The sequence below is a fragment of the Streptomyces sp. NPDC017940 genome, assembly GCF_044328435.1.
Classification (GTDB): Bacteria; Actinomycetota; Actinomycetes; order Streptomycetales; family Streptomycetaceae; genus Streptomyces.
In genome coordinates this window covers 426,433-452,618 of record NZ_JBIRHJ010000007.1, presented here as the reverse complement: position 1 = coordinate 452,618, position 26,186 = coordinate 426,433, and the positions used below count along the sequence as shown (strand labels likewise).

The following is a 26,186-nucleotide window of genomic DNA, read 5'->3' as shown; positions in this document are numbered from 1 at the left end:
GCCAGCCGAGCTGTGCCGCTCTGCCGGTGCAGTACACAAACAGCCAAGAGTTGCGGCATGGTGCACCTGAGAGGTCTGTGCAGAGGCTTCGTCAGAGAATGTGCCAGCGCATACCCGGGTCTTCGTTCCCGAGACCGTCTACTCGGCGCAGCACTTCGTAGACGGATTCCGGGGCGTGGTGCACTTTGCGTGCGTTCGTTGTGATCATGCGCAATTCACGAAGGTCACGCAGGATTGTGTAGCTAGCCAGCGCGGTGACGTCGTACCCATAGGCCGTGGCGAAGTCCTTGTAGTGCTCCGGCGTATATCCGAAGCGCCGACAGTGGACCTCGATGGTGACCAAGTCCCACTCGGGGTGGCCGTATGCCACGGTGTCCCAGTCGCACAGCACCGCTTCGTCGCCGTGATGGAGGGCGTTGCGGTGCTGGGGGTCGCCTTGCAGGGGGCCGGTCGGCAAGGAGAATTCCACCTCGGCGAGTTCGGCTTCGAGTCGGTCGACGCGGTCGGTGAGGAAGCGGAGAGTCGCTGTGGGCAGGGAGGTGATCGCGGCGATGGACTTGCGGATGGCGCGGACGTTGTCGTGTTCTGGCAGCTCGACGGGTGGTGTGGGCAGGTTGTGGAGGTGGAAGAGGGGCTTGGCGATCTGGGCAGCACTGACTGGGCGGTCTGGCTGCGGGAGATAGGTCCAGATGGTGACGGCGTGCCCGTCGACTACGAGAGGTTGTTCCGGCCCCGGGCGCAGCGGCACGGTAGGGAAGCCGCGGTCCATCAGCCAGCGCACGAAGTGGGTGGTGCGTTGCACTGTGGTGACCGAGGTGCCCCGGCGGGCGACCTTGACCACCGCGGCGGCGTCGGGCAGCAGGATGACGGCGTTTGTGTGTCCGCGCAGGAGGCGGGCGTTCGCCGCGTCGAGCTCTGCTGCCTTGCAGGTGTGCTGCACGATGTGGCGCAGTTCGGATTCGTCGAAGCCGCCGGGTGCCGATGCTGGAGCTGTCATAGGGTTCAGGCTCGCTGACGAGCCTGGGCGCTGTCACGCGGGGCCCTTGGGCAGCGCGAGGATTTCGGTGAGTTCGCGTGCAGCGCGTCCCCTGCGTATGCCCGATGGGAGCACTTCCAGGACGTCCCGGGCCCGCTCCTCCAGGATGTGGGTCCGATGGTCGGACGGTACCCGAAGGTAGGTGCTGCCGGCGAGTTGGCATGCCTCGGCCGGACTGCGGTCGTGTGCCAGGCAGATCGCCGCCTCCAGTTGGAGGAGGGCGGGGTCGATTCCCGTGCGGGCCGGGTACAGGGCGAGTGCTTCTTCCTGCACTCTACGGGCCTGGCTGCTGCGGCCCAGGGCGGTGAAGGCGCCGCTGAGGTACAGCAGCATCCGCCGCTCGGGGAAGCTGAAGGCGTCGTCCTGGTCGCCGGGGTCGCAACGGTCGTACAGACGCTGGGCGGCGACGATGGCTGTTTCCGCTGCGGCGACGTTCCCTTGGCGGGCCAGGGCTCGGGCTTCCGCCGCGGCCGCGAAAGCTGCTGTCGCGCTTTGTCGGCCCCGCGAAAGCAGACGAGCTTCCCGACCCAAGGTGACGGCGCCCTCCAGCGGACCGTAGTAGTACGGCAGCATGGCGCGCTGGGCGCGGACTCGAGCTCTGAGTTCGAGGTTGCCACTGTCGTCGGCCGCGTTCTGCGCGGTGTCATACCAGGCGCGAGACGGCGAGAGGCGTCCCAGCTTCATCAAAGCATCGGCGATCAGTGTGGCGAGCACCGCCGTCATCTCCGACAGGCGGACTTGCACCGCAGCGGGCTGCCGGTCTACCGACAGGTTCTTGACTTCCTCCAGTTCATCGAGGAGTTCGGTGAGCATCTTTGTGGGCGGCGTGTAGACGTACTGCCGCCGGACATCCAGGATGCGTTCGTCGAGCAAGTCCATCTGCGCGGCGGTGACGCTGCCCAGCGCCAGAGTCCGGTCCATGGAACGGCGGGCGGCCTCAACCCGGTCGTCGAGCAGGTCGACCGGTGCGCTGACCCTGTCGGACGGCTGCGGCGGCGCCCAGGCGCCCTCCGACGCCGGCGGAACAACGAAGCCGAGATCACGAGCCGAGCAGTCGTACAGGCGGCACAACAAGGAGATCGCGCTCTGTCGCGGCTGGTGCATCCCCAGTTCCCACAGCCGCAGTTGGTCGGCATCAGTGCGCGGCGCGGTTAGTCCTAGGTGCTCAGCCATGGTACGTAGATGATCAATGGCTTCGGTCTGGGTCCACCCGCGCGCAAGGCGCTGGGCGCGCAGCAAGCTGACATGACAGCACCGGTGGATCTCTACGGCGATCTGCGACGCTGCGTACCCCGCTTCGCCCCGAGTTTCGCGGATGCGCTTAGCGCACGAGGGGCTGTGCGATACCGAACGCTGATTCAAGAGCTGGTCCCCTCTCCGTACGCGGTTACCCGCCACGAGCGTAGTGAGCAGGTCACGACGCTGCGTTGAGAATCCGTGACTTCTTTACGGTTCGGAGGGGCGAACCCGTGAAGCGGGCGATAAACCCGTGAAACGCGCTCAGATCACGGTTGTTGCCGACGGCCCTCGTGACGACCCTTACACACCCGGATCTCGCAGGCCGGACCACCAGTGACAGCACTCGACCGTGATGTGCAGAGGCCGCTGGTGACCGCAGCTTCGGGAGTCGGCGCACGTTGCAGGGTCCCCGCACTGAGCAGATGGGAGGTTCCCCATGACGCCCATCACCGACGTCACTGCTGAAGGTACGAAGTCGGCGCTTAAGGAGTCGTGGATACCGGCGAACAAGCACGCGTTCCCTCACCCCGTGGGCGCTCAGTGCGTTGCCGACAGCGGAGATCATCGGAGGCGGAAAGTGATGGGCACTGTGACGGGCCGACTCGACGAATATCTCCCCTTGGACCCGGACGACGTGCTTGAGGACGAGGTCTTCACCATTCAGCTCGAACCCCGGGCCCCGGGTGCACCCGTGCCCCGGCACGAGACCGAATGGGTCGGGCGCTGCCGCCAAATCGGCGCGGCCAGGATGAACCTCTGGGGGCTACCCCCTGCCCTCGTCAAGGACGCGATGGTCGTGATCAGCGAGCTGACCACCAATGCGCTGCGCTACGGCAACATGCTCGGGTTCCGCCTGATCATCACCAGGGACAAGGTCGGGGTCGTGGTGACCGACGGCGTACCTGGTAGGCCGTACGTGCGCAGGCCGTCTGCGGAGGAAGAGCACGGCCGCGGGATGCTCCTCGTCGAGACCTTCTCCAGCGACTGGGGGGTGCGCCCCGACGGCAGGGCGACGTGGTGCACCTTCACGATCCCGGCGAGGCAATCGTGATGACCGCTCCCAGAACCGTCCCCCGCTGGGTACCGAAACACGACGCCGCCGCCCTTGCCGACATCCTGGCCAAAGCCAAGGCATGGCAGCCACTCGTCGTCGCGCGCATCTTCGAGGACCTGGACCTCGCGCTGGAAAGCCCGCAACCGCCACCCGCCAAGGATCTGACCGCGCTCCTCGATCGTCTGCGCGAGCACTTCAGACGGCTGCGCGACATCGCGGTGTCTGACCCGAAGTTCCCGCCTTCCGACGAGCTGGAAGCGGTCATCGAGCAGGGCACGCCGCTGTACGAGGCAGAGACGCCCGCGGAATACCGGTCGGCCCTGGGCCTCGCCCGGCGCTTGGGCTACACGGTCCACGACCTGCTGGATGAGCTGATCACGAGCCTCCAGGACACCGAATGATCAATGCCCCCACGACCTGCAAACACCCGCCTGTGACTGTTGTCCTGATGTCTCCATGGGAGGCATACGACTTCGAGTACTACGTGCAGCGGATCACAGAGCCGGAGCTGCTGAAGAAGAGCTGGGCGGTGCGCATGAGGCGCATGCCGCTGCTCGCGGTCCCGGTAGGTGGCACACGCCGCGGCGGGTACTACCCCGTGCCCTGCCCCTGCTTCGCGCTGGCCGTTCGTGACGCGCTGCAAGGCCGGCCCGGCTACCCGCACCTGCGGATGCGGCGGTCTACCCGCCCCGACGAGATCTACGTCGTCGAGTGGGGCGAGAGGCCGCCCACGCTCTGGCCGGACGCCAACGATGCCGACGTGGGGCGGTTCTACGGCTACAGCGAAGCCGCCATCGACCAGTACACGGCACGCCGCACACAGGTACTGACCGTTCCCCCCGTCTCCTGCTCGGTGTTCTCGCCCGAGCGGCCCCCTGTCTGAGCATGTCCGAGAGGAAGAGCACGCATGTCCGTTCACATACCGCCCCCCGGCGCTGATGTCGGCGGGGCCAACCCCGAAGCCGGCACGGACCGGTCCCGAGGACTTCGTTCTCGGCTGCGCTCCGCTGTGCGGCGGGGTATGGCCTTTCGGCAGCTCCGGCGCCCCGCTACCTGCCCGGAGGCCAGCAGCCCCGCACTGGCTGGCACGTACAGCAGCGGCGGAAGCGCTCCGCAGGCGCAGACATCCATCCCCTACATCACAGCCCGCGAAGGCGAGGTGGACGAATCTTTTTGTGCCTTACGCCCGTCCTTCGGCAGCACCGGGTGGGGCCGCATCAGCTACACGGACGAAGGGTGGAGGGACCGCGACGCGCAGGGCGTCCTGTGGGCGCGAGTCTCGCAGTCCCGCGACGATGAGGGGGCTCTGACGGGCGCGCCGCGCTGGCGGATGATCAACCCCGCTCGGCAGCGCGAGACGATGTCCAAGCTGCTGTGCCAGGTCTGCCGCGAGCCCGCCAGAACGGACCAGGGAATCTTGTTCCCCCACAGCACCGAAGAGGGCGTGCCCGACCCCGACACCACCGTCCGCACCGCACAGCCGCCCCTCTGCCCCGTACACGCGTCCACGGCTCCGAAGCAGTGCCCTCACCTCGCCAAGTACGGAAACGTCGCCCTTCTGGCACAGAGCGCGCCCCTGTACGGCGTCATCGGCACCCCCCATCGGTACATGCCGGACCGCAGCATCCAGGTCATGGCGTGCGACGGGGTCCCAGTGCCCTACGGCCACGCCGACCTGGCCTGGCTCGTGGCTACCCAACTGGTGCGCACATTGCGCGCGTTCACGGTCGTCAACCTGGATGACCTGTAGAAGTACGCGCCTCCCAGACCGCCGCTCGGCGGGCCGGCGGCCATATGCCCGGCTCGTCGAGCGGAGCACCATCCGTCATGCAGAGAAAGGACAGAGGTGACCGTCAACGCCTCGACCGTCTCCTTCACCTCCCGTGAGCGGCAGGTGGTACAGGGCCTCGCTGAGGGCCTGACCGACCGCGTCATCGCGCGCCGCCTGAACCGTAAGCCGGGGACGGTCCGCCACCACATCAGCACAGCGAAGAAGAAGGTGGGTGCGAAGGGACAGGCCGCGCTCGTCGACTGCTCCTACGACCTGGGGCTGATCCGCCTGCCTGCCCTCGAGCACGGCACGGTCCACCTCCCCCCGGAGCAACGGAATCTGATCACGCTGCTCACGCGGAGTCTGACCAATGGCGAGATCGCGGCCGAGATACACAGATCGCCCGCTCAGGTCGGCGTGTACGTCCGGCGGCTGATGTGGGTCCTTGACGCCCAGAGCCGGGCGCACGTCGTCACCCGGGCCCGCCAGCACGGCCTGCGGCAGGCAGCGCGACCCCCGAGCAGCGCCACTGCCCGCACCTAGCTTCCCCTGACTGGGCTTCCTCCGGTCTTGCGGCCCCCGTGCCCCTCGTGCAGGAGCGGCCCGAGACCACCGCGCGGAGGAAGCGGCGCTCCCGCAGCCCGGCCAATGCGGGAGCCGCCCCGGCCGCCGCCCTTCAGGGGCGCGAGGCGGCGGCCGGCCAACCCAACCCTCCTGCCGCACCCCGTGCACGCTTGCCCCCTCCCGACGCGACCCAGAAGGTCCTACGATGTGCCAACACAAGCCGCCGTGCCCGACCGCCGACTCCCCCGACCGGGAGGCCGCGCTCATAGAAGTGAGTCACCCGGAGCAGGGCTGGACCCGGTTGTGCAACGGCGTCCTGCTCTTCGAGGACACCGGTGAACTCCTGCCGGACGGCCAGATCATCGCCCCGCACCGGCCCGCGACCACCGAGATGGTGGCGGCGTGACACACCCGCTCACCCCCGCCCCCCTGCACATAACCGCACCTCATGGGGCCCTGCTCCACGCCGCCGCACTGCTGTTCCTCGCCTCCATCACGTTCTTGGTCAACGCGGGGCTGCAACTCGGTGCCCTGTACGACGTCCGCTGGCCGCAGCAGACCCCCCACTACACCGCGCTCATCCGCATAGGCGTCGGCGTCGTGGTCTTCTTCTGGCTGCTCTGGACGGTCATTGCCCGCACCACTCTCGACCGTGTCTCCCCACGCCAGCGAATACTCCAACGCTGTGCGGCACTGGGCTGCAGTTCCGCCTCCTTGTTCGCCGCCGACCCCGACAGGCCCCTTGGCCACTTCGGGCCCCTCGCGACCGGTTTGGGTTTCGCGTGGCTCGCGTGGGAGGTCTGCCGCTCTCACGGCATCACTCTGGAGAAGGCACCCTGCGAGAAGTATCCGCAACGCTGGTGTGTTCAGACCTGCGACCTCGCAGGACGTGCCTTCGGTGCCTGCGCGGCAGGCGGGTGCCTGGCCTACCTAGGCGTACAGGCGTTGCTCCTCCTCGACGTGGCCGCTCTGCCAGTCATGGCCGGAAACCAGTTGGACACCGTCGGCGTCACGAGCCCCCTCGACTCCATGGCCCAGCTCGGGGTGGTCGTGGCTGTCGAGGACGTAGTGATCGTGGCCGCCACCGCTGCGCTGATGACGGCCGCAGGACGGCCCGCCTGGCAGATCTACACCACGGTCTGTGCAGTCGAGGTCGCCTTGCACGCATACTTCGGCGCGCCCGCGGTCGCGATGGCCCTCTTCGCTGCTGGCCGTCTGCGGCTCTACTTGCGTTCCGGACGTGTGCTTCCGCTGGTCATCGGCCATGCCTCCTTTGATCTGCTCGGCGCATTCCTCATGCCGCTTCCGCCCACCCACCACCTTCTGATCGCCGTACCGGTGGGCATCGTGGCCTCGGTCATCGCAGAGCGAGTACGGCGGGCCGCAGCTCGCTCGCCCGAGCCCGTCACCGGAGCAGCCGCATGGCCCCCCGCCTCCGTTCTCGACACCGCTTACTCAGCTCTCCTGCAAAGGACACGACGGTGAGCACACCTGCGCTCTACGACCCCGCGGACCCTTCCCGATCCGCCGTCGCCCTCGTCAACCACCATCTGACGTGGCTGAAGCTCGGGGGCCTGTACCTGGACTTCACCAAGACCCCGCGGGACATTCCCGAGGGCCGAGGCTGGTGCCGAGCGGAGCCCTTGCCCGAGGTGCTGTGGCCCGCCCACGCCGAACTCGCCGTCGTCGTGCACTTCTTCCCCGACCCCCTCTTCCGCCGCAACGACAACACCGGGCACCTACCGCCTGGTGCGATGCAGCACTGGACCGAACGACTCGACGCGTGCGCCGACGCCCTCGCGGACTGCGGGTTCGTCGTCGAGGAGTGGGGCATCCCCAGAACTCCGGACCTGCACAGTGGCGCCGACCTCGTCGTCTACCGACTCCCTGCGGGCAGGACACCGTCCCCTCGAACCGCCGAGGACCTGCGGCATGCGCACCCTCCGCGCCCGAACTTCCAGACTCGCCGGTCCACCGACATATGGCCGATCGAAGCTCTCCTCGAACGAGCCGACCCGCCCCTGTTCAGCCGCCACGAGCAGCAGGACACGGGGGCACTGCGGACCGGACGATGCATCGTGCGCGACGTGGACGAGCACCTGTGGCCGCCCGGCACGCAAGACTGCGCCCTCGTCACATGGGAACCGGCCCCGCTCTACCAGCGCGCCCCCAACCAGTCGACTCCACCGCCCGGCGCGTACACGCACTGGCTGCAAGGCGTCACCTACCTCGCCCAGACGCTCATCGGCGCGGGATACCAGATCCGGCGCCGCACACGCCCCTCACACCCAGAGACCGACCGCGACGACACCTTCCTCGTCTACCTGCCGATCCCCGAGGGCACCGACCCTCCTTCCACCACCTCACTGATCAGACCCAGCACACGGCCGCGGTGGAAGGCCGAGCGACCGGTCGCCTGACCACAGGCTTGGGGCCTCCTCTGGTCTAGCCGGGACGCCCGCCCCGCGCGGGAAGTCCCCGAGGCCGCCCCCGAGGGGAGGTGGCGCCCACCCGGCGCCCCGGCCGCGCTCTGTGGGGGAGCAAGCGGCCGGCCCAGATAACCCGCTCCCACCAGGTGTTGCTGCACTCACAGAAGGAACTCCATGGACGCCAGCACCATCGACATAGCTGTCTGGAACATCGAGGCAGACGCAGGGCGCGACGGCGAACGCCGGGACTTCGCGCTCGACATCCTCTCTCAGCTCGGGGACGGCGGCCCAGACGTCGTGCTCCAGCAGGAGGCGAAGCACAGCCGCGAACACGGCGGACGGCTCCTGCACGCTACGGAGAAGCGCCTGGGACTGCGCGGCTTCCTCGCAGCCCCCAACCCGGGCGTCGACGCCGGCATCGCCACCGCCGTCTACCTGCGACCCGGCATGTTCCACGTCGCCAAGCAAAAGCCCCGCGCGAAGCCCTGGTGGCTACACCCCTGCCACGTTCAGGCGCACTTGGGCGCTCACCCCGTGCCGATCAACTTCGTGTCGTTCCATATGTGCTTCTTCGACACCGACCAGCGAGTCACCGAAGCCGGGTGGCTCACCACTCTCGCCCACCCCAGCATGGTCACCATCGCAGCCGGGGACACCAACAGCTACCCCCGGCGCTCCGAACCCGTCACTCTCCCCGCCTGGGAGAACGTCACCGACCGCGCGCACATGGTGCAGCGCACCTACCTCGATGGGCACGGCCGCCGCCACAGCGACACCCGACCCGACGGCACCCTCATCGACGCCAGGTACGTGGACCTCGCCTACCACGCCGCCGATCACCTCGACGGGACCGGGCGCAGGACGCACTCGCGCCCATTACAGGGTTCACCAAGCCGTCCCAAGGCGGCGCTCAGCGCATCGACCGCGAGTACGGGGCGGGCGGCGCCGCCTCAGCTCTCGAACACGTCGAGGTCATCGACAACGAGAACACCCGAGCCGTCACCGACCACGCCCTGCTCTTCTACCGCTTCCACCGCGCACGCACGCCTGGAAGCCATGGGCCACGCAGGCCGCGTACGCACTATGTGCCACCTGAGCAGACGCCCCGTCCGCCCGTCGGCGGCAGGCGGGTGCACCGCCCGGCCCCGGGCCCGAAGCCGCGTCCGCCCCGGACAAGCCCCACGAGGCCGCGGGCGAGGCCCATGTCAAGGCTCTTCGCGGTATCCGCAACGCGATTGCGCACTGCGAGAGCTGCGCGAGCGCGGAGCGCTCTCGGGGCTTTTCTACCCCCAAGGAGTGCGAGCCGCGCACCAATCCTTCACTGTCCAGGAGGACGAGATGTTCCTTCCCCACCCCGTGATCGAACAACTCAACGACACCCAGGTGGCGACCTGGAGCAGCACTTCGCGGCCGGTGACGCACATGCATAGCCAGACCAGCCGCGCGTTTCATGGTCGGTCGCTCCGATCCTGGCAGGAGCGGCTCCACACAGGCTCAGCCATACGTCCACCGCTGACCGGTGCCGCGGTACTCATCGACGGGGATCGGCTCCACACCTGGGCGCATGCGCTCGCGGTACAAGACACCGTCGAGGTGGTCGACCTCGTGGTTGACGAGGCGCGCCAGCCCCTGGGAGAAGCGGGACAGTCGTGTGGTGCCGTCGAGGTCGCTGTGGGCGACGACGATGCTCAGGGGGCGAGGCACGAGCCCGCGTACGTCGAAGAACGACAGGCAGCCTTCGTACTGTTCGTCCTCTTCTTCGGAGGACTCTGTGACCGTGGCGTTCAGCAGCACGATCGGCTCCGCTCCGGCCTCGGGCGGGAAGACCACGGCGGCGGACCGGTCAATGCCGGTCTGTGGGGCGGCAATGCCCATGCCCTTCCCGAAGGTGTGCAGCTGGCGGACGCGGTCGACGGCGGCCAGGAGTCCGTGGATGACCTGCTTGGCCGCTTCGGCTTCGCCGGGAAGGTCGAAGGGGCGTGCGCGGCGGCCGAGGACCGGGTCGCCGTCCTGGACGATGCCGGCGTTCGCCATTGCCTGGCTGGCGGAGAGAGTATTCACGAGGCCGTTCTCTTTCGCGTCGTCAGCGTTCTTCAGGCGCCATTCAAGGCGGAAGCGGGCGTGCAGGGGTGGATCGACCGTCGCCCAGGAGAAGACGGACTGGTCGCCTCTTTCGGTGCGCTGGGGCGGCGTGCGCAGTGGAGCAAAGTCCGCGCTCATGGAGGTCTCAGTGCCCCAGACCGTCGGTTCGCTGTCGCGGGGGAAGGCGAGTTCCACGGCGAGGCGGCGGGTGGGCAGCCGGACGGCTCGTTGGAACCAGGGACCCCACTTCTCGGCACCAACGGAGTACGAGTAGGTGATCTCCGCCTCCTGCCCGGGGTAGAGAGGGAAGCGGCTGGTGGGGCTCTGGAACTGGAGCCATACCTCCTTGAACGCGTCGCGGTCGTGCTTGACGGTCCAGCCCATCGGCTCGGTGCCGCAGTGCGCCGTCAGATCCAGTTCATCCCATGTGAGCGGGTCGCGGCGGTACAGGGCATTGGAACGCTCGGGTTCGGACGGGTAGCGGTCCACCGCGATGCGTACGAGGTAGCGGGTGACGGGGTGGATGCCGTTGTTGCACAGGAGTCGGCGCATGCTCAGGCGGTAGGCGCTGCCGTCGAAACTCAGGGACGCTTCGTCCTCCAGAACCAGCAGCCCTGTTCCAGAGGGCGGTTCAATCTGCTCGGACGCCTGCGGCGACGCGTCGGTGCGCTGCCATGCCTGCCACAAGGCGCCGCCTGCTTCGAGTTCGGTATCAGCGCGGCGCGCGAGCTGGGAGCTGCCGTGTTCACGCCCGGCCTCCATGTGGCTCACGTACGAGGGGTCGATGTTGAGACGTTGTGCGAAGGCCGCCTTCGACAGGCCCCGCACGTTGCGCCAGTGCGTGAGTTCCGCCGCGAAGGTGGACCGCTCCTCGCTCTCCAAGGCTCTGCTCCTTTGCGGGAGTTGAGGAAGGTCGTGAGTGAGCGCTCCTCATGGTCGCCTCATCCTGCCCGCCTGGAGCCCAATAGTGCTAGGCGGCGACCTCGGTCGCGCTCCTGGGCGCCGCGCCCGCCGCCCTTCGCCTGTCGCTGCGGCGACCTAGTCCGACTGCCGCCCCTGTCTGAGGGCGGACTCACTCCACTTCCCCGTGCTGGATGGCGCGGGGGATCTCGAAGGGTTTGCGGGAGATGACTGGACATGTGCCGCGTCACGCGGTCGTGATCGCTTCCGGCGGATTGGACAGCACCGCCGCGGCGTACTTGCTGGCCGCCCAGGGCGCCAGCGTGAGTTTGCTGTCCTTCGACTACGGCCAGCGCCATCGCAAGGAGTTGCAGTGCGCCGCCCAGATCGCCGACCTTCTCGGGGCCGCGCACGAGGTCGTCGATCTGACCGCCGTCGGGCGACTGCTGGGAGGGTCGGCACTCACCGACGCCGGGCTCGATGTCCCCGACGGGCATTACACCGACGAGACGATGCGGATCACCGTCGTCCCCAACCGCAACGCGATCATGCTGGAGGTGGCGGCGGCCGTCGCCGTCGCTACGAAAGCGGACGCGGTCGCGTTCGGTGCGCATGCGGGCGACCACTTCATTTATCCGGACTGCCGCCCCGATTTCTTCGAGAAGATCACGGCCGCCATCCGGGCGGGCAACGAGGGCTTCCTGGCCGACGGCTTCCAGCTGGTCGCACCGTTCCTGCACGTCACCAAGGCGGACATCGTGGAGACGGCCGCCGGACTGAACGTGCCGTTCGAGCTGACGTGGTCCTGTTACAAGGGCGGTGAGGTGCACTGCGGCACCTGCGGCACATGCACGGAGAGGCGGGAGGCGTTTGATCTCGCGGGCGTTGCTGATCCGACTCCCTACACCGCGGGGGTGGCCAAGTGACCGCACTTAAGGGCCGGTACCGGATTGGGAAACGCTTCTCCTTCGATGCCGCCCACCACCTGGCGGGACTGCCCGAGGGACACAAGTGCGCCCGACTGCACGGGCACACGTACACCGTCGAACTTGTCCTTGCGGCCGAGGAACTCAGCGGCCCCGGATTCGTCACCGACTTCGGCGACCTGGCACCAGTGAAGACATTCCTCGACGGCCATCTGGATCACCGGTCGCTCAATGACGTGCTGCCTGTCGAGCCGACGTCGGAGAACCTCGCGCGCTACCTCGCCGAGTGGTTCGTGGAGCACGTCGAGCCGGGCATCGGAGGGCGCCTGGAGACGGTGCGTGTGTCGGAAACCCCGTCGTCGTGGGCGGAGTTCGAGGTGATCCGGCCGTGAACACAGGCGTGCTCCACCTGCTCGGCCAGCAGGCCGCGGACGATCGCGGGTTGTTCATCGCCGACACCTTCGGACCGACGTTCCAGGGCGAGGGGCCCTCGCTCGGCCGGCAGGCCCTGTTCATCCGGTTAAGCCACTGCAACCTGTCCTGCGGCCAGGGGCCGGGGGCGCGCTGGGCTTGCGACACCGCGTACACCTGGGACTTCAAGACGTACGACCCGCAGGATCCCAAGATCCGGCGCCGGGTCTTGCTGGATGAGCTGATGGCCTGGGTGAAGGCCCGCACGGTCCGCCTCGTGGTGATCACCGGAGGCGAGCCGCTGATCCAGCGGTTCGGGCTAGAGCGCTTGGTGGCCAAGCTGCACGCGGAGGGTTACGAGGTCGAGATTGAGACGAACGGCACGCTGATCCCCAGCGAGGACCTCGTGGCCGCCGTGACCGCCTTCAACGTCTCCCCGAAGCTGGCCGCCGCCGGCGGCCGGGAAATCGTGCGGATCGCCCCTGCGGCCCTGGCCGCGTTCGTCGCCTCGGGAAAGGCGCGGTTCAAGTTCGTCGTGAGCGAGCTGGAGGAGTTCAAGGAGATCGCCGACCTCGCCGAGCGGTTCGCGATGACCGAGATATGGGTGATGCCCGAGGGGACCTCGGCCGACACGGTGCGGCAGGGCCTGCGGACGATCGCGGAGGAGGCCCTGGCCCGCGGCTTCAATCTCAGCCCTCGGCTGCACGTGGAGCTGTGGGAGGACGAACGTGGCCGCTGAAACGACGACGCCTGGGTGGGGCCGTCGTTCCAGCTCCCCCAGGCCGCGCGTGTTGGGAAGCGGCTCTCAAAGGGAGGGCGGGATCGTTCCAGCCACCCAGGCTGCCTTCACTGTAGCGCCCAACTCCCCATTCGTGGCAGCCCATTCGCTGATGCCGTATCTGATCGAGCCAGTCCATCTGAAGCGCGCCGCCCGGGAATGCATGCGCCGGGCGTCCGCGCCGGGGGCAGACGGACTCACCTGGGCAGGGTTCCGCACCGGGCTCAAGGGGCGGCTCGACGAGCTGGGCGAGCAGCTGCAGCAGGGCACATGGCAGCCCGGTCCGCTGCGGGCCTCGCATGTGATCGCGTACACGGGCAAACACATCGACACCGTGATCCCCACGGTCCGCGACCGCGTCGTCCACCGGGCGATGCGGCGCGCAGTCGAGCCCGTTCTGGACGAGACGGCATTCGCTCCGTGGGTATCGGGATTCCGTCGGGGCCGCAACCGGCTCACCTCCCTGCGCCAGGCAGCCGAGCATCTCTCCGAAGGCCGGAGGTGGGTGGTCGACGTCGATGTCCAGCGGGTCTCGGCCGGAGCGAGCACCAGCGAAGTTGTCGACTGGCTGGCCTGCCACGTCCAGGACGGCACCTTCCTGGCCCGGGTGCGTACGGCCCTGGACGCTCTGCCCGACCCGATCATGCCAGGGTGCGGGCTGAGCCCTCTGCTCATCAACCTGCGGCTGTCCCGGGTGGACGCACAGCTGCAGGACCTTGCGGTGGTCCGCTTCGCGGACAACTACTGCCTCTTTGCCACCAGCCGCACCGAGGCGGAGTGCGCCCGCGAGGTGCTGGTGGCCGCGCTCGCCGCGGCGGGCCTTCGCCCGCACCCGGACAAGAGCCGTATCCGCTCCTCGGCCCACGCTGAGGACCTGTTCCTGATCAGCGGGTGATCCTCATGACCGCGTCTTCGGCGACCGCCGTCACGGCCACGGTGAGCACTACGGTGCACTGGGTCCGAATCACGGGCGGGGTATGCCGCTTCGGCGATCAGCAGCGCCGCATCAAAGTGCGCACCCTGGAGTGGACCCAAACCCTCTTGACCTGGGCCCAGCTCGACTGCGGCACCGACCAGCGGCCCGTCACGGGCCTCGCACAGCCAGATGCCGCCGCCCTCGCCCGCGCGATGGGCGGACGGCTGCCCCGCTCCGTCGAGTGGGAGTGGGCGGCATCCGGGCCCGCCTGCCGCACGTATCCCTGGGGTAACGAGGAGCCCACGCCGGATCGGGCCAACCTACGCGGCGGCCCGGGTCGGCCCACTCCCGTGGGGGCGTACCCGGACGGGGCGACCCCGGACGGACTGCTCGACATGGCCGGGAACGTCTGGGAGTGGACCAGCAGCGCCACTCTCGGCAACGGGTTCATCCTGCGGGGAGCCTCGCACGACTCCCCGGTCCTGTACGCCAAGTCGACCTTCCTCAACGCCGCCCCGGCCGAACTTGAGTCGGACGGCATCGGCTTCCGGGTGGTGCGGGAACCATGACCACTCCTCTGTCCGGAACCCTGGTGCTGGCCGGATGCTCGCGCCGCAAGGCCGACTCGGTCATCCCCCTCCCCGCCCTTGAGCTGTACGCGGGCGGCATCGCGCCACAGCTCCACGACCGCGTGGGCGATCACCCGGAGCTGCGTCAGCGGGTCTTCTTCCTGTCCGCCAGATACGGCCTCGTCTGCGCCGACACCCCCCTGCTGGCCTACGACCAGCCGCTCACCACCGAGCACGCGTCCGAGCTGCGCCCGACGGTGCACCGCCAGCTGCGCTGGCGCCTCGACGCCCTCGATGCCCGAGCCCGGCTCCTGGTCGTGGCCGAGCCGCTCTACTTCGTCCTGATCGCAGACCTGCTCGCCGACGAGGACCGCCCGCTCGTGCACTGGATCCCCGACCCCCGCGGCTGGTCACAGGCCGCCGCCGTACTCGACGATTGGAACTGGCCGTGACCCACACCCTCGCTCAGGCCCTCACCACCCGGCCCAACGATCACAGCAAATTGAGGGAGGAGTTCGAAGCACGCACCGGTCTCGCCTGGCACGCGCCCACGCCCGCGCCCCTGGCCGCCGGCCACGCCGTGTCGGTCGTCGTGCCGGCACGGAACACGGCGCATTCGCTGGGGCCGGTCCTCGACGCCCTCGGTGCCCAGGACACCACCGGCTCCATCGAGACCATCGTGGTCGATGACGCGTCCGCGGACGCGACCGCCGAGATCGCCGCCGCCCACCCAGTCGTCGACACGCTGGTCCGGCTCCCCCAGCAGAGCGGCGCCGCAGCGGCCCGCAACGCCGGAACAGCCCTGGCCGGCGCCGACACCGTCGTCTTCCTGGACGGGGACATGGTCCTCCCACCCCACGCCCTCGCGGACATCGCCGTCCGCTTCCACCCTGATGCCGTCTTGGTGGGCTTCCGCCACAACGCCCCCTACTCCCCGAGCCGCGACGGCGCCGCCCGAGTCCCCAAAGGAAGCGCTGACCTAGCCGCCGATCACCGCGTCACCTGGCGCAGCCAGGGCGGCAAACAGATGTACACCGGCATCGTCTTGGACCGTCCCACCACCGGCAGTCCTCTCAACGACACCGACGACTTCCAAAAGCTCGGCCACGGCGCCACGTATCTGGACTGGGACCTCCCACGCGTGGTCGTCACCGCCCTGATGGCCGCACCGCGCGAGAAGGTCCTCGACGTCGGAGGCTTCGACCCGGTGTTCGGGCTTGTGGGCTGGGGCATGGAGGACACCCACCTCGGCGCCGCTCTCATCGCCGCTGGCTGCCTGGTCGTCCCCTTGCGACAGTGCGTCGGCTTCCACCTCGATCCCCCGGACGCCGAAGCCCAGTGGCAGACCAAGCTCGCCGGCTGGCCAAGCACCCTCGCCTACTACCGCCGCCTGCTCGACGACCCGCCCCCGCACGGCCGCGCGGCTGCCTTCCGCACTGCCGCCGAGCAGTTGCTCTCCCAGTCAGAGGTGATCAGCCGATGACAGTCCGGATCTTCTCCGCGGCCACCCTGGGTGAGACGCCCCTGGTGTACGACCCGGCCACCGAACTCACGCACACGCCCGGACGGCATGTGCCCGCCGGGCGGGTCCTCCTGGACGATGCGGAGGTGGACCAGTGGCCCACCGTCACCCAGCACCAGGTGGCCACCCACGTCCCCTTCAACATCTGCTGGTCGCCCCTGGTGCGCTGCAACCTGCAGTGTCCGCAGTGCCTGGACGACAAAACGCTCCCCGAGAGCGGCGCCACCGAACGCCAGCGCATCGCCAGCCTTCTCGCCGCCAGCAACGTCCTCGGCCACGACATCTCCGGCGGCGAGCCGCTGCTGCTGCGGTCCCTGCCGCAGCTGCTGGAAGTGCTGGCCAGCCAGAGGGCCGCGGTGAGCTGCACGACCAACGGCTGGCACCTTCAGCGCCGGGCGGAGGAACTCGCCCCGGTAGTGGACGCGGTGCGCGTCAGCTTCGACGGCCCCGACGCCGCCTCGCACGACCACTGGCGGGGCAAGGGCAGCTTCGAGCGGGCCGTGGCCGGCGCCCGCGCCGCGGTCAGCCAGGGTGTACCGGTGCAGCTGCACGCGGTGATGATGCAGTCCACCGCCCACCGTGCCCAGTCGGTCGCCGACCTAGCCGCCGACCTCGGTGCCGTCGGCGTCACCTTCCTGCAGATGCTGCCCATCGGGGGCGGCGCTCACCTCGCCGCCGCGGAGCTGGTCGAGGACGCCGAGGCCCGGCGCATCGTGGAGTCCGTCCAGCCGCCGCACGGACTGCGCGTCCGGCTACGGACCCGCGAACTCGCCGAAGGGTTCACGGTGATCCGCGCCGACGGGCAGGTGTACCACAACGTGCGCGGTGCCACGGACATCGAGGCCACACGCCCCCTGTTGACCGGCGCCGATCTGGATTTGCCTCTCACCGAGGGGGTTCGGCGATGACATCGACCGCACCCGTCCAACGCGTCTTCCGCCATCAGACCGCCTACCAGCTGACCGCACAGGCGTACGAGTCGGCGCTCACGCTCCTGGCCGACACCACCGCCGCGGCCGGGCCGATCGCCACGGTGATCGGCATCGCGGGCGGTGGGAGGCGGCCCGCCGAGGAGATCGCCGCCCGGCTCGGTGTGCCCGTGTGCCATGTCGCAGCGAAGCACAACGCCTCCGACGCGCTGTACACCCAGGCCACCGGCACGGTGACGGTCACCGTCCCGGACGGCTTTGCGGCTGCGCTGGGTGGGCGTGTCCTCCTGGTCGATGACATCTGCGGCACCGGCGCCACCTTCACCGCCGTCGCGAAGGCCCTCGCCGGGCGCCTTGCCCCGGACGTCCGTGTGGACAACGTCGCCCTGTGCCGCAACGTGGGCAGCCCACTTCGCCCCGCCTGGTGGGCCTGGGACGTAGATGACTGGGTCGTCTTCCCCTGGGAGCCTCGCCCGGACACCGCCGTGCAGCCGCTGCCCGTACCCGAGAGGATCCACACACCATGACCGGCACCCGCGTGGGGGCCCGCGGCTTCGTCTTCGTGCTCGCTTCCTGGCAGATGGACGCGCCCGCCGGCATCGAACGCGCCACGGCCGCACTCGCCCGCGGCCTGGCCGACGCCGGGCACCGCGTGGCCATCGCTACCGCCGTACCCCGCAAGTCGAGGAGCGCGCTCGGCGGGGTCGCCATCGAGCACCTCGACCTTTCCATCACTTTCCCCTGCTCGGACGAGAAGCTCCGCAAGGCCGTCCTGCAGTACGAGGGCAAGCTCCAAGCCCGCCTCTGGGAGATCATCGCCCGCCATCAGGCCGACACGGTCGTCTTCACCGACGCCCTGTGGGGCCTGGGGCGGCTGGCCGCCGCACTGCCCGACGGCGTGTGCCGGGTGCTCGCGGCGCATGTGCTGCCCAACGCGGAGGACGCGCCCGCGGCGCTCTCCCGCGCGGACACAGTGATCGTCCCCTCGCCCGTGGTCACGGCCGAGGCCCAAGCCGCGGGCCTGCCGACCCGCGGGTGGCGCGTAGTACCCAACGCACTCCTTTTCACGCCGTTTGCACTACCCGATGACGCACACATCGAACGGCGCCGCTCCGGGCCCGTGCGGGTGCTGGCCCGTCTCGGACATGAGAAGGGCCTCGTGCCTCTGCTGACTGCCGCCGCCGACTGGGGCCGGGAGCTGGAGGTCATGGTCGCGGCGGCGGGCTTCGAGGCGGCCACCGGATCCCAAGCACGGCTCCTGGCCAAATGCCGAGCCCTCGCGGACGCCTCGGCGCACATCACCTTGTCCGAGGGCGGGTTGGCCTGGCGCGAGGTTCCCACCTGGCTGGCAGGGGCCGCCGCCGTGATCGTTCCGTCTCTGCGGGAGACGTTCGGCTTGGTCGCCCTGGAGGCCATGAGCGAGGGGGTGCCCGTGGTCAGCTACCCGGTCGGCAACCTGCCCGCCCTCCTGGAACATCAGTACGCCACCGAGCGGTTGATGGGCGATCCTCGGTCAGGACCCAACACGCTCCTCGACACGGTCGATGCGCTGCTGACCGATCCGGTAGCCTACGGGCGAACTTCAAAGGCCATGTACCACCTGGCTCAGGACTACAGGCCCGACCGAATCGCCCTGCAATTTATTAAGGCGGTGTCGTGATGGGTGCTGTAGCCCCGTCTCACTCCTCGGCAGCCCCGCTGTTCCTCGTCGACGGCTTCAACGTCCTGTGGCGCGGGCACTTCGGCTTCCCGGCTCCGATCTTCTCCCGCGACAAGCAGCGGAACCTGACGGGCCTGTTCGCATTCTTCGCCCTGCTGCGGGTGACCCTCCGCGATGATCTGGATACGCCGCCGGCCGAGGTATGCGTCGTGCTGGACGGGGAGCACGGCAGCGCCGGGCGCAAGGACACCGACGCCGACTACAAAGCCAACCGGGAGTCCACGCCGGAGGCCCTGGCGCCGCTGCAGTTCCTGGCGCCGATGAAGGAAGCCCTCGACGCCTACGGCATCGCCTGGGTGGAGATCGATGACGCCGAGGCCGACGACGTCGTCGCCACCCTCGTCCACCGCCACCCGGACCGGACGATCCGCATCATGAGCGCCGACCAGGACTACTACCAGCTCTTGGACGGGGAGCGCGTGCGGATCATCAACCGCTCACGCAAAGCGTCCAAGCGGATCATCACCGACACCGAAGTCCACGAGCGCTACGGCGTCACCCCCGCTCAGTGGCCCGACTACCGGGCCCTGACCGGGGACAAGTCGGACAACCTGCCCGGCGTCAAGGGCATCGGCGCCAAGACGGCCGCCGGGCTACTCGCCGACGGTCTGACCCTCGAAGATCTCCCGGACTCCGGGCGGCTCGCCGGCACCAAGGGGGCCGCGATCACCACCGCCTGGGAGGACGTCCTGCGGTGGCGCGCACTGAGCCGGATGCGCCGCGACGTGCCCATCCCGTGGCAGGCCACCGGGCACGCCAGCCCTCCTCTGCCCCGGCCGGCGGACGTCATCGAGAAGCTGGGGATGTGGTGAAGGTGCCGGGATCCGTCTTAGCCGTCATGGCCCACCCCGATGACCTGGAACTGTGGGCCGGTGGCACGCTCGCCCTGCATGCCCGTCACGCCCCGGTGACCGGAGCCGTCACGGCACACGACGAAGTGCGGGATTCTGAGGCCGCTGCCAGCGCCAAGGTCCTCGGTATCGAACTCGAACTCCTGAACATCGCGGATGCCGCCGCGGTCGACGACCTGATACGCCGCCACCGGCCAGAGATCCTGATCACCCACCCGCTCGACGACGTCCACCCCGACCACCGGGCGGTCGCCGCCGCTGTCCTGGCGGGCCTGCCCGAGGCGCACATCCACACCGGCTGCCCGCGACGGCTGTACACCTGCGACAGCTACAACTCCCTGACCCTGAGCGGCCCGGTCAACGCCCGGGTAATCGTCAACGTCACGGCGACCTTCGACCAGAAGATGCGCGCCCTGGCCGAACACCGGTCGCAGCCGATCGACGACCACTTCGGCCCGATGGCCCAAAACCTGGCCACTCTGTGGGGCGGCCGGATCGGCGCTGCACGCGCCGAAGCCTTCACCCCCATACCGATCCTGGGCCGCCTGCCAAGCGCCGCGCACCTCTGACCAGTCGGTCCCCGCACCCTCCTATAGCGAAGGGATGCACCACCATGCCCAACTCCCCACAGACCACACTCCTGTACCAGTACAGCCAGCTCACCTCCGATCAACAGAATGTGATCGTGGGGGGCGGGATACTGTCCGGCGAGATCGCCACGTTCGACGGCAAGCACCTCTCCGCGCTCGAACAGCGCGTCGCCTGCCTCACCGGCCGCGCACAGGCCCTGGCCGTCGACTCCGGATCGTCCGCCCTGCGCCTGGCCATGCGCGGCCTGGGCGTGGGCCCAGGCCACGAGGTGATCATCCCGGAGCTGGGGTGGGTCTCCATCGGCGCCGCCGCCGACATGCTCGGCGCCACCGTCCGCGTGGCTCCCGCGACGGATTCACTGACACCGACCTGGGAACAGATCCTCCCGCTGATCACCTCCGCCACCCGGGCCGTCGTCCTGGTACACCTGCGCGGCCGTCCCGCCCCGGGCACTGCGGATATCGCCGCCCACCTGCACGATCGCGAGATCGACCTCATCGAGGACTGTGCGCAAGCCTGGGGCGTGGAGGTCGAGGGACGTCCGGCCGGCGGTTGGGGAACTTTGGCGACGTTCTCCACCCACACCTTCAAGCTCGTCGCCACCGGTGAAGGCGGGCTCGTCGTCGGTGACCGTCCCGACACCATGGCCTTGATGCGGGCCATAGGAGGCGACACCCGTCAGCCCACTCCGCACGCCGTATGGCGCTCCAAGGCCCGGATGACAGAACTGGCCGCCGGGCTCGCCCTGCCCCAACTCGACCACCTGCCCACACTCGTGGCCGACCTGCGCACCCTGCAACAGCGAGTACTGGAGTCCCTGCACGGCATCCGCGGGATCACTCTCGTCCCCGCCTCCAGCATTCCGATCGGCAACGGCTCGCTGGTCGGGCTCCGCCTTCCCGACCCCGCCGCAGCGGAGCACCTGGCCAACAGCCTCTTCCATGGGGGCTACCGCAGTTGGTGGCCCGGCCCTGGTGACCTGCACACGGCCGCCGCCTGGCCCGTCCAGCCCGAGCGCCCCCTCATCGATGCCCGCCGCTATCTCGACGTCCAGATCCCTTGGCTTCCTGTAGCCGAACACCCCTCCTGGGCAGCAGACTTGACCCGCCTCATCGAAACGACCCTTGCGGGTGCACGGTGAGCCCGCACCCCGTGCGGGCGGGCATACTCGGCTGCGGCATGGTCGCCACCGAGTACGCCACGACTCTGGCCGCCAGCAGCAGCGTGGACCTCACGGCGTGTGCCGACCTCGACCACGAGCGAGCCCAGCGCCTTGCCGACCAGTACGGCATCTCGGCCGTCCCCGTCGTGGATCTCCTCACCCCGGAGACGATCGACCTGGTCCTGATCCTCACTCCGCCCCCCACCCACGCCGACCTAGCCCACCAGGCCATCACGGCACGCCTGCGCGCGGTATGGATCGAGAAACCCCTCACCACCGACCCGCAGGAGGCCACCGCGCTGACGGCCCGCGCCGAGCACGCCGGTGTCCTGCTCGGCGCCGCCCCCGACACCTTGCTCGGCCCGGCGCTTCAAACGGCGGCAGCCGCCCTGCGCAACGGTCTCATCGGTGACGTACGCTCCGCCACTGCCACCCTGCTCAGCACCGGCCCCGAACGCTGGCACCCCGCGCCCCAGCCCTTCTACGCCGAACACGCAGGCCCGCTCGGCGACATGGGCCCCTATTACCTCACCGCCCTCGACTACCTGCTCGGCCCTTTGCGGGTACGCGCCGCCACCGTCCACACACGCACCGACCGCCGTATTCGCTCCGGACCACACGCGGGGGAAGGCTTCACCGCCCACGCTCCCACCTACGTCGCCGCCCTCTTGGAGATCGACGACAAGGTCCCTGTCACCCTGATCGCCAGCTTCGACGCCGCCGCCACCCAGACGCCCCACCTGGAGATCCACGGCACCGAGGGCACGCTCGTCCTCCCCGACCCGAACTTCCACAACGGTGAGGTGCTCCACCGCCCCTACGGCGCCCGCACCGCCGAAGTCCTCCCACATCCAGCCACCACCGCAGCCGCCGGCCGCGGCATGGGCAGCCTGGATCTCGCCGAGGCCCTGCGCGACGGCCGGGCTCCTCGGTGCTCTCCCCAGCGCGCCGGGCGGACCATCCACCTCATGGCGGCGATTGTCCGAGCGGGCACGGCGCCGCCTCTGACCGCCCAGTCACCATCGCACTCCAACACGCCCTCCATCTGACGCCCACGAGCTGCCATGCCGTACAAAGCTGTCATATTCGACTTCGGCGGAGTCCTCACCACCAGCCTGGACGACTGCGCCCGCGCCTTCTCCAAGGAATGCGGACTCCCCGAAGACGCCTACCTGCACGCCATCGCCGTCAATCCCGACGGTCGCCGCCTGTATGCACAGCTGGAGCGCGGCGACATCACCCAGGAAGCCTGGAACTCGGGAATCGCCAGCCTGCTCGGGATCGACGGCACCGACTTGATGCGCCGGGCCCTTACAACCCTCCAGCCTGAGCCGCTCCTCGTTGATACAACCCGCGCCATCCGCGGCGCCGGCCTGAAGACCGCCGTCCTGTCCAACAGCATGGGCATGAGCCCGTTCAACCCGTATGAGCCATGGGCCCTCGAAGACGCCCACGACGTAGTCGTGTTGTCCGAGCAGGTCCGACTGCGCAAGCCAGATCCCGCCATCTACCAGCTCGCGCTGGACCGGCTCGACTGCCGAGGGCAGGACTGCATCTTCGTGGACGACATCACTGCGAACCTTCCTCCAGCGCACGCCCTCGGCATCACGACGATCCATGCCACGCACCCGACGCTGACTGTGCAACGCCTTCAAGACCTTCTCGGACTTCCGCTCACGATCCCCGAGCCCTGAGCGGAGCACACCTGATGGCCGCCGTTTCGCTCGCCCCGCCGCACCTTGTACGCGCTCGCCCTCGGTCCAGCCCGACGGCACCCGGCTCCTCCCCGGAGGCATCTGCCACGGGGCACCCATACGCATACGGGACCGCCAGGGCAGACTACCGCCGACGTCAGCGCTCCCGCACAGGGGCCCGCGCAATCACTAGATCGTGTTCGGGTTCGACTCGGACACTCATTTGTGTGATCGAACAGGAGCCCAGGCCGGTCCGCACAGCCCCAAAGTGCCACATCCGCACATCAGCTCGAAAAGTTCGCCCCCGTCACCCCCGAACGCGGTTCGCCGACGGCCGTTAGTCCGAGCACCTGTCCGAGATTTGCGTCAACGAGGAGGCGTCATGCGTTACGGCACGCACAGCACCCGGGTCCAGCAAACCTTCGAACAGGGCTGCCCTGCCGGACGGCCTACGCGCCCCCTTCCTCCTCCCGGAACCCGACCCCTGAGCGGTCCCAGCCTCGCCTCGGACGCTGCCGCACGCGGAAGTGTCCACCGAGCGCGAGCAGGGCTGGGGGCACGGGCATGACCACACCCGCCGCGCCGTACACGAGCGTTGTCGACGTCCTAGTCCTGCTGTACCGGCAGGACGGCCGCGTCCTGCTGCTGCGCCGGGCCGAACCGGAGTATCAAGGTCAGCTCACCATCGTCGGAGGGCATCTCGAAGATCACGAGTGGTGCGACGAAGGGGCATGCCGGGAGGTTCGCGAGGAGGTCGGCGTTCGCGTCGAGCCCAGAGACCTTGAGCTGAGCTGCACCGCTCACCTCCTCGCGCCAAGCGGGCAGCGTCGCCTCGCCCTGCTGTTCACGACACAGTCCTGGACCGGAGAGCCGTACAACTGCGAGCCGGACCGGCACACCGCGCTGGTGTGGGCCGATCCCGGAGAGCCGCCTGCGGATGCCCACCCGTTCACGCGCGAGCTGCTGCGGCAGTTCGTCACCGGTGCACCGCGCGCCAACATCAGTATCGTCGCCGACGAGAGGGCCTCGGCATGAGCGACTTCCTCGATGCTTCTCGCCCGGAAACCTCCCCCCTTCCGGCTGATCCCGACCTGGCCCGGTGCCTGGCAGAGCACCCCGCCCCCGTGGCCGCCGTGGACGCCTTGATCCGCGACGAGGACGGGCGCCTGCTGATCGTCGACCCGGTCTACAAGCCCGGCTGGGACCTGCCGGGCGGCATGCTCGGCGACGAAGGGCCAGTCGACGGATTGTTGCGCGAACCCCATGAGGAGCTGGGCCCGTTCCCGGCCTGTGTGGGTCGACTCCTGGCCCTCGACACGGTCCCCAGGAACGTCTACGGCCGCACCCTGATCGCCTCCATCTACGCAGTCCACCTCGACCGCCCCACGCCCGCCGAGGAGTTTCAGCTCCAGACCCAGGAGGTGCGCGCGGCGCAGTATCTGCCCGTGGCGGAGGCCCTTGCCCGCCTTCCGGAGCTGCTGCGGCGAAGGGTGCGGGCCGCGCTGGACGCCGAGGGCGGGGCGGGCACCGCGCATCTGCGCGACGGCAAGCCGGTGGAGACCAACCAGCGTGACCACTACGCGTTGTTGCCGGCGCCCCTGATGTCTGCGACCGCCCTCGTCTTCGACCAACTGGGCCGAGTCCTGGTCGTTGAACACCCCTACGACCACGGCGACGGAATCTACTTCGGGTTGCCCGGCGGCATGGTCCTGGCCCACGAGTCGCCGCGGCAGGGAGCCGCCCGGGAAATCGCGGAGGAACTGGGCCTGGACAACGTCCCCGTCGGGCGGCTCCTGGCCGTCGACCACGTACCTGCTGACCGCTACGGCCGCACCGTGATCCTGCACGTCTTCCATGCCGGACCGTTCACCGAGGAGCAGATCGCCGACCTCCACTTTGCCGACGGGGAGATCAGCGCCGCGCACTGGCTCTCCCCCGGTGAGGCGGCCGAGCGGCTCCCCCGGCGTGTCGGACGCCGCATGCTCGCCGGCGTGAAGGCCCTGCGCAGCGGGAGCATCGCGCACCTGGAGGAAGGCGTACCGCACCGCGGGTCGCCGGTCGGGCTGACGCCTGCGGAACGGGAACGTCTGGAGCAGGGCGGCGACCTGGCGGCGGCTGATCACCTCGCCGTGCGGCCGAAGGCGCTGACCGCGTCGGCCGTGCTGTTCACGGATTTCGACGGCCGGGTCCTGATCATGCGTCCCGTCTATCGCAAGGACGGGCGGTGGCTGTTGCCCGGTGGCGCGATCAACTGCGATGCCGGCGAGACGCCGCGGCAGGCCGCCGTGCGCGAAGTCCGCGAGGAGCTGGGGATCAGCGTGCCCGTGGGGCCGCTTCTGGCCACCGACTGGATCCGGCAGATGCAGCGCCCGGCAGAGGTCGTCCACGTCTACGACGGCGGCGCTCTGTCCGCGCACCAGCTGGCGTCGATCCGGCTGCCCGAGCACGAACTGACGCAATGGCGCCTGGCGGACAGCGAGGAGGACCTGTCCGCCCTGCTGCCCGACGGAATCGCTCCCCGGGTCCGGTCCTGCCTGGCGGTGCGCGCCGCCGGCGCGGGCGCGGTGGAGCTGGTCAACGGCCGCGCCCTGACCGAGGGCGCGGTGGCCATCGTGTACCGGCCGGACAGCGGCGAGCTGTTGCTGCACGAGCGCGACGAGCAGGCTCCCTGCTGGCCGGGGTACTGGTCGCTGCTCGGGGGTGGGTTGGAGGACGCCGAGTTCCCCGATGAGGCCGTGATCCGTGAGCTGTGGGAGGAAGCCAGACTGCGCGTCAGTGAACCGCGCCTGGTGGAACGCGTGTGGGATCTCAGCGGCTCGCAGCAGCTGGTCCACGTCTTCGCCGCGCCGTACGACGGCAAGCCGGAGGACCTGGTCCTCGGCGAGGGCCGTCAGCTGCGATTCGTGTCCCCGCAGAAGCTGGACAGCTACCAGATGCCGCCGTACCTGCGGGCCGTCGTCGACCGCTGGCTGCAATGGAGGGCTTCCCCGTAGTCGAGTCGGCCTCGGACTGCGCGTGGTGTGTCGTGGCCGACCCGACTAC

28 protein-coding genes are annotated in these 26,186 nt (G+C 69.2%); 25 read left to right on the top strand and 3 right to left on the bottom strand.

The genetic code is table 11. The features are described from left to right. Window positions 1-91 precede the first annotated feature (91 nt). Together ACH4DX_RS25780 and ACH4DX_RS25775 are read right to left on the bottom strand one after the other, a co-directional pair. Window positions 92-997, bottom strand: coding sequence for a phosphotransferase family protein (locus ACH4DX_RS25780; protein ID WP_398156900.1), 906 nt, complete (start codon window positions 995-997; stop codon window positions 92-94). 33 nt (window positions 998-1,030) lie between these two features. Continuing rightward, window positions 1,031-2,275, bottom strand: coding sequence for an XRE family transcriptional regulator (locus ACH4DX_RS25775; protein ID WP_398156899.1), 1,245 nt, complete (start codon window positions 2,273-2,275; stop codon window positions 1,031-1,033). A gap of 580 nt (window positions 2,276-2,855) precedes the next feature. Here ACH4DX_RS25775 and ACH4DX_RS25770 point away from each other — a divergent pair. From ACH4DX_RS25770 to ACH4DX_RS25735, 8 genes are all read left to right on the top strand, one after another. Continuing rightward, window positions 2,856-3,326, top strand: a complete 471-nt coding sequence (locus ACH4DX_RS25770) for an ATP-binding protein (RefSeq protein WP_398156898.1) — start codon at window positions 2,856-2,858, stop codon at window positions 3,324-3,326. Further along, on the top strand, window positions 3,326-3,730 hold the full coding sequence (locus tag ACH4DX_RS25765) for a DUF6415 family natural product biosynthesis protein (protein WP_398156897.1): 405 nt from the start codon (window positions 3,326-3,328) through the stop codon (window positions 3,728-3,730). The genes ACH4DX_RS25770 and ACH4DX_RS25765 overlap by 1 nt, the downstream gene beginning before the upstream one ends. A 47-nt stretch (window positions 3,731-3,777) precedes the next feature. Then, a complete protein-coding gene (locus tag ACH4DX_RS25760; protein ID WP_398156896.1) occupies window positions 3,778-4,212 on the top strand; it encodes a DUF6302 family protein in 435 nt (144 codons plus the stop codon). A gap of 276 nt (window positions 4,213-4,488) precedes the next feature. Next, on the top strand, window positions 4,489-5,079 hold the full coding sequence (locus ACH4DX_RS25755; protein WP_398156895.1) for a hypothetical protein: 591 nt from the start codon (window positions 4,489-4,491) through the stop codon (window positions 5,077-5,079). Between the two features lie 96 nt (window positions 5,080-5,175). Next, a complete protein-coding gene (locus ACH4DX_RS25750) occupies window positions 5,176-5,643 on the top strand; it encodes a LuxR C-terminal-related transcriptional regulator (protein ID WP_398156894.1) in 468 nt (155 codons plus the stop codon). A 226-nt stretch (window positions 5,644-5,869) separates the two neighbouring features. Next, entirely contained in the window at window positions 5,870-6,070 is a 201-nt protein-coding gene (locus ACH4DX_RS25745; RefSeq protein WP_398156893.1) for a DUF5999 family protein, read from the top strand. Then, window positions 6,067-7,149 (top strand): hypothetical protein, encoded by a 1,083-nt coding sequence (locus tag ACH4DX_RS25740; protein ID WP_398156892.1) that lies wholly within the window; start codon window positions 6,067-6,069, stop codon window positions 7,147-7,149. The genes ACH4DX_RS25745 and ACH4DX_RS25740 overlap by 4 nt, the downstream gene beginning before the upstream one ends. Further along, window positions 7,146-8,084, top strand: coding sequence for a hypothetical protein (locus tag ACH4DX_RS25735; protein ID WP_398156891.1), 939 nt, complete (start codon window positions 7,146-7,148; stop codon window positions 8,082-8,084). The genes ACH4DX_RS25740 and ACH4DX_RS25735 overlap by 4 nt, the downstream gene beginning before the upstream one ends. 1,503 nt (window positions 8,085-9,587) lie before the next feature. Here the strand turns inward: ACH4DX_RS25735 and ACH4DX_RS25730 are convergent. Further along, entirely contained in the window at window positions 9,588-11,057 is a 1,470-nt protein-coding gene (locus ACH4DX_RS25730) for a peptide deformylase (protein ID WP_398156890.1), read from the bottom strand. Window positions 11,058-11,314: 257 nt separating this feature from the next. On the opposite strand from ACH4DX_RS25730, the gene queC reads away from it, so the two are divergent. The 17 genes from queC to ACH4DX_RS25645 all read left to right on the top strand — a co-directional run bounded on the left by queC (window position 11,315) and on the right by ACH4DX_RS25645 (window position 26,137). Continuing rightward, window positions 11,315-12,001, top strand: coding sequence for a 7-cyano-7-deazaguanine synthase QueC (gene queC / locus ACH4DX_RS25725; protein WP_398156889.1), 687 nt, complete (start codon window positions 11,315-11,317; stop codon window positions 11,999-12,001). Continuing rightward, window positions 11,998-12,393: a 6-pyruvoyl trahydropterin synthase family protein gene (locus ACH4DX_RS25720; RefSeq protein WP_398156888.1), complete on the top strand. Its 396-nt coding sequence runs from the start codon at window positions 11,998-12,000 to the stop codon at window positions 12,391-12,393. Before queC ends, ACH4DX_RS25720 begins: the two co-directional genes overlap by 4 nt. Next, window positions 12,390-13,151, top strand: coding sequence for a 7-carboxy-7-deazaguanine synthase QueE (locus ACH4DX_RS25715; RefSeq protein ID WP_398156887.1), 762 nt, complete (start codon window positions 12,390-12,392; stop codon window positions 13,149-13,151). The genes ACH4DX_RS25720 and ACH4DX_RS25715 overlap by 4 nt, the downstream gene beginning before the upstream one ends. A gap of 151 nt (window positions 13,152-13,302) precedes the next feature. Further along, window positions 13,303-14,085: a reverse transcriptase domain-containing protein gene (locus ACH4DX_RS25710; RefSeq protein WP_398156886.1), complete on the top strand. Its 783-nt coding sequence runs from the start codon at window positions 13,303-13,305 to the stop codon at window positions 14,083-14,085. 5 nt (window positions 14,086-14,090) lie between these two features. Further along, window positions 14,091-14,675 (top strand): formylglycine-generating enzyme family protein, encoded by a 585-nt coding sequence (locus ACH4DX_RS25705; protein WP_398156885.1) that lies wholly within the window; start codon window positions 14,091-14,093, stop codon window positions 14,673-14,675. After that, complete coding sequence (locus ACH4DX_RS25700) at window positions 14,672-15,127, top strand: DUF6884 domain-containing protein (protein WP_205033654.1); 456 nt, start codon at window positions 14,672-14,674, stop codon at window positions 15,125-15,127. Before ACH4DX_RS25705 ends, ACH4DX_RS25700 begins: the two co-directional genes overlap by 4 nt. Beyond that, window positions 15,124-16,158 carry a glycosyltransferase family 2 protein gene (locus ACH4DX_RS25695; protein ID WP_398156884.1) on the top strand — a complete coding sequence of 345 codons (1,035 nt, stop codon included), beginning with the start codon at window positions 15,124-15,126 and terminating at the stop codon, window positions 16,156-16,158. The genes ACH4DX_RS25700 and ACH4DX_RS25695 overlap by 4 nt, the downstream gene beginning before the upstream one ends. Beyond that, window positions 16,155-17,105, top strand: a complete 951-nt coding sequence (locus tag ACH4DX_RS25690; protein ID WP_398156883.1) for a radical SAM protein — start codon at window positions 16,155-16,157, stop codon at window positions 17,103-17,105. Before ACH4DX_RS25695 ends, ACH4DX_RS25690 begins: the two co-directional genes overlap by 4 nt. Beyond that, complete coding sequence (locus ACH4DX_RS25685; protein WP_398156882.1) at window positions 17,102-17,653, top strand: phosphoribosyltransferase; 552 nt, start codon at window positions 17,102-17,104, stop codon at window positions 17,651-17,653. The genes ACH4DX_RS25690 and ACH4DX_RS25685 overlap by 4 nt, the downstream gene beginning before the upstream one ends. Beyond that, window positions 17,650-18,786 carry a glycosyltransferase family 4 protein gene (locus ACH4DX_RS25680; RefSeq protein ID WP_398156881.1) on the top strand — a complete coding sequence of 379 codons (1,137 nt, stop codon included), beginning with the start codon at window positions 17,650-17,652 and terminating at the stop codon, window positions 18,784-18,786. Before ACH4DX_RS25685 ends, ACH4DX_RS25680 begins: the two co-directional genes overlap by 4 nt. Then, window positions 18,786-19,658 (top strand): 5'-3' exonuclease H3TH domain-containing protein, encoded by an 873-nt coding sequence (locus tag ACH4DX_RS25675; RefSeq protein WP_398156880.1) that lies wholly within the window; start codon window positions 18,786-18,788, stop codon window positions 19,656-19,658. The genes ACH4DX_RS25680 and ACH4DX_RS25675 overlap by 1 nt, the downstream gene beginning before the upstream one ends. A 26-nt stretch (window positions 19,659-19,684) precedes the next feature. Beyond that, window positions 19,685-20,266: a PIG-L deacetylase family protein gene (locus ACH4DX_RS25670; RefSeq protein WP_398156879.1), complete on the top strand. Its 582-nt coding sequence runs from the start codon at window positions 19,685-19,687 to the stop codon at window positions 20,264-20,266. Window positions 20,267-20,310: 44 nt separating this feature from the next. Next, entirely contained in the window at window positions 20,311-21,429 is a 1,119-nt protein-coding gene (locus ACH4DX_RS25665) for a DegT/DnrJ/EryC1/StrS family aminotransferase (protein WP_398156878.1), read from the top strand. Then, window positions 21,426-22,499, top strand: a complete 1,074-nt coding sequence (locus ACH4DX_RS25660; protein ID WP_398156877.1) for a Gfo/Idh/MocA family protein — start codon at window positions 21,426-21,428, stop codon at window positions 22,497-22,499. Before ACH4DX_RS25665 ends, ACH4DX_RS25660 begins: the two co-directional genes overlap by 4 nt. A 15-nt stretch (window positions 22,500-22,514) precedes the next feature. Further along, a complete protein-coding gene (locus tag ACH4DX_RS25655; protein ID WP_398156876.1) occupies window positions 22,515-23,144 on the top strand; it encodes an HAD family hydrolase in 630 nt (209 codons plus the stop codon). A gap of 564 nt (window positions 23,145-23,708) precedes the next feature. Further along, complete coding sequence (locus ACH4DX_RS25650; protein ID WP_398156875.1) at window positions 23,709-24,179, top strand: NUDIX domain-containing protein; 471 nt, start codon at window positions 23,709-23,711, stop codon at window positions 24,177-24,179. Between the two features lie 98 nt (window positions 24,180-24,277). After that, window positions 24,278-26,137: an NUDIX domain-containing protein gene (locus tag ACH4DX_RS25645; protein WP_398156874.1), complete on the top strand. Its 1,860-nt coding sequence runs from the start codon at window positions 24,278-24,280 to the stop codon at window positions 26,135-26,137. Window positions 26,138-26,186 lie beyond the last annotated feature (49 nt).